Origin of the sequence: Psychrobacter sp. DAB_AL32B (assembly GCF_002224105.1) — a bacterium.
Classification (GTDB): Bacteria; Pseudomonadota; Gammaproteobacteria; order Pseudomonadales; family Moraxellaceae; genus Psychrobacter.
Map to the genome: position 1 here is coordinate 1 of NZ_NEXU01000093.1, position 2,928 is coordinate 2,928.

Sequence of the window (2,928 nt, forward strand, 5' to 3'; positions counted from 1 at the left end):
ACAACTGTTGAATATGTTTTAAAAGCTGGTTGGTGGAAGTGTCAAATTGGACACTTCCCTCTTGCTGCATGGCGTCATGAACTGACTCTGCCATCTGCTTGCCCATTTCAACCCCCCATTGGTCAAACGGGTTGATATCCCAAATACTCGCCATAACATAAACTTTATGCTCATAAAGCGCGATCAGCGCTCCTAAGCTATGCGGGGTTAGCTCATCGATAAGCAAGGTCGTTGAAGGCTGATTGCCTCGGTAGTATTTATATTTGTCGGCATTGAAATCTACCTGAGCTGCAGTATCGGCGATAGCGGCATTACCAAAAGCCAGCACGCGGCTTTGTGCTAGACAGTTGGCCAAAGACAATTCATGCTGTTGTTGTAGTGGCGTATTTTTTGCCTCATCATTATAACGACGTACGCAGGCGATAAAGTCGCAAGAAACTTGCTGCGTCCCTTGATGCAGCAGCTGATAAAAAGCATGCTGAGCATTGGAGCCAATCTCACCCCATAGAATTGGACAAGTGTCATAATCAATACGCTCGCCATACTGAGTAACCGACTTACCGTTACTTTCCATCTCAAGCTGGGTCAAGTAACTGGGCAAATAGCTTAAACGTCCATCATAAGGCAATACCGTATGGGCATTCACTTTTAAAAAGGTACTGTTCCAAACTGCAAGCAAGCCTAATAATACGGGTAAGTTTTCTGCAAAATCAGTCTGCGCAAAATGCTCATCCATACTATGAGCACCGGCCAATAACTGTTTAAATCCAGACATACCGATGCGAATGGCAATAGCCAATCCAATCGCTGACCATAAAGAAAAGCGGCCGCCAACCCATTCCCAAATTTGTAGTTGATGCTCAGGATGAATGCCCCAAGCACTCATTTTTTCGCTATTGGCTGAGATACCGATAAAATGGCGACGTAACACACTGTCTTCAGTACCTGCGCGCAATTCCGCCGTTGCAAGTAACCATGATAATGCTGTTTTGGCATTCGATAGTGTATCAACGGTGCCGAAAGACTTCGATGAGATGATAAATAAAGTGGTCTCAGGATTTAAATGCTTGAGCAGATTATCAAGCTGGGTGCCATCCATATTTGAGACAAAATGCACTTCGATATCGGTATCTGCCCACTCATCAAGCGCGGTAGCCGCCATTAGTGGCCCTAAATCAGAGCCGCCAACCCCGATATTGACCACATCGGTCATGGCCTTACCTGAGAAGCCACGCCATGTATTATCACGTACCCGCTCAGATAATCTGGCAACCTGCGCCAAACTGTGATGGACATCGGCAACCACATCTTGTTTGCCAAATTCTTGGTTAGCGACTTGTAACGTTGCTTTCGCCGGTAAGCGTAGCGCTGTATGCAAAGCTGCGCGCTCCTCACTGGTATTGACCATCGCCCCTTGCAGCAAAGCTTTAATACGCTCAGACAGATCACAGCTATCTGCTAAGCTCAATAAATTCGCTAATACCGTCTCATCAATACACTGCTTGCTATAGTCCATATATAGCGCACCAGTTTGCGTACTAAAGCGAGTCGTTCGCTCATCGTCTTTTGCAAATAGCTGAGCAAGCGACCATGGCTGTTCAGCTAGCGTTTGCAGCGGCTGCCAATATTTAGAGTGACGGGCACTACCATACACTTTATCGTCTTTTATAACGTTCATCCGTTACTCTTTATCTGCTAATTGCTGCTGAGCGAAATAAATAAACGCCTGCATGTAAGAACGCATATCGCCGGCATCATAACTATCTCCGCGCATGGTGGTAACATTGACCCCATACTCACTGATGAGGGCGTCAATGGCATCCGTCAATTGAATCTCGCCACCGACCGAAGCTTCAGTATTGGCTAAATAATCAAAAATATGATGGCTAAATACATAGCGACCAACCACGGCGAGTCTTGAGGGTGCCTCTGCTACATTGGGCTTTTCTACAAAACCAGCAACTTTAAAGCTGACATTCATATCCGCTTCGTCATCTACTGCACTCGCATCGCTAAACACTTCATGTAATTGGGCGATACCGTACTTATGCACATCCTCATCCGCAACTTTATCGACCAATATTTGCGAATGACTGTCTTGAGCAAAAGCATCAATCATAAAGGCCAAGTTATCCGTAGACATATCGCCGTTAAATGGATCGAGTACCACATCCGGTAGCAGTACAGCAAAATTATGCTCACCAATAATCGGGCGCGCAGCAAGCACAGCATGACCCAAGCCTAATGGCTTACCCTGACGTATCATCGATACCGTCACATCATCAGGTAGCCAGTTCAAACTATCTGCCAGCTCATCTTTACCTTTTTGACGCAATTGATTATCCAGCTCGGCATTAATGTCGAAGTAGTTTTCAATCGCGCTTTTTTGCGCATGACCGATCAATATAATGTGCTTAATACCCGCAGCAATGGCCTCTTCAACTACATAATGAATGGCTGGACGGTTACCAAGCGGCAATAGCTCTTTTGGTACTGACTTAGACAATGGCAACATACGAGTGCCAAAGCCTGCAACCGGAATAACAGCATGAGTAATTTTTTGCATAATTTTTAAACTGTATTAAAAGAAGAATGGAGGCAAATCTATATTCTATAAAATTTAGACTGTGTCGTAACCATGAGGATTCATGCTTTGCCAACGCCATGTATCTTGACACATCTCGGTAATAGACAGCTTTGCTTGCCAGCCTAACAAAGATTGCGCTTTATCTGCACTGGCATAACAACTTGCGATATCACCCGCACGACGATCAGCGAACTGGTAAGGAATTTTTTGCCCTGACACTTCGGAGAAAGCCGTCACCAACTCTAATACCGAGGTGCCCGTACCCGTACCAAGATTGATAGGTAAGAAGCCTAAAGCTGAGTTTGGTTGCTCTAGATAGTTAAGCGCGGCGACGTGGCCTT

General features: G+C 45.5%; 2 protein-coding genes and 1 pseudogene. All 3 read right to left on the reverse strand.

Annotated elements, in window-relative coordinates; genetic code table 11:
* Positions 1-1,678: glucose-6-phosphate isomerase (gene pgi / locus CAN34_RS11165; protein ID WP_089555725.1), on the reverse strand; the 1,678-nt coding region annotated here is incomplete at its 3' end.
* Between the two features lie 3 nt (positions 1,679-1,681).
* Positions 1,682-2,566, reverse strand: coding sequence for a UTP--glucose-1-phosphate uridylyltransferase (locus CAN34_RS11170; protein WP_089555726.1), 885 nt, complete (start codon positions 2,564-2,566; stop codon positions 1,682-1,684).
* 54 nt (positions 2,567-2,620) lie between these two features.
* Positions 2,621-2,928, reverse strand: a pseudogene (locus tag CAN34_RS11175) (GDP-mannose 4,6-dehydratase); the annotation flags it as partial.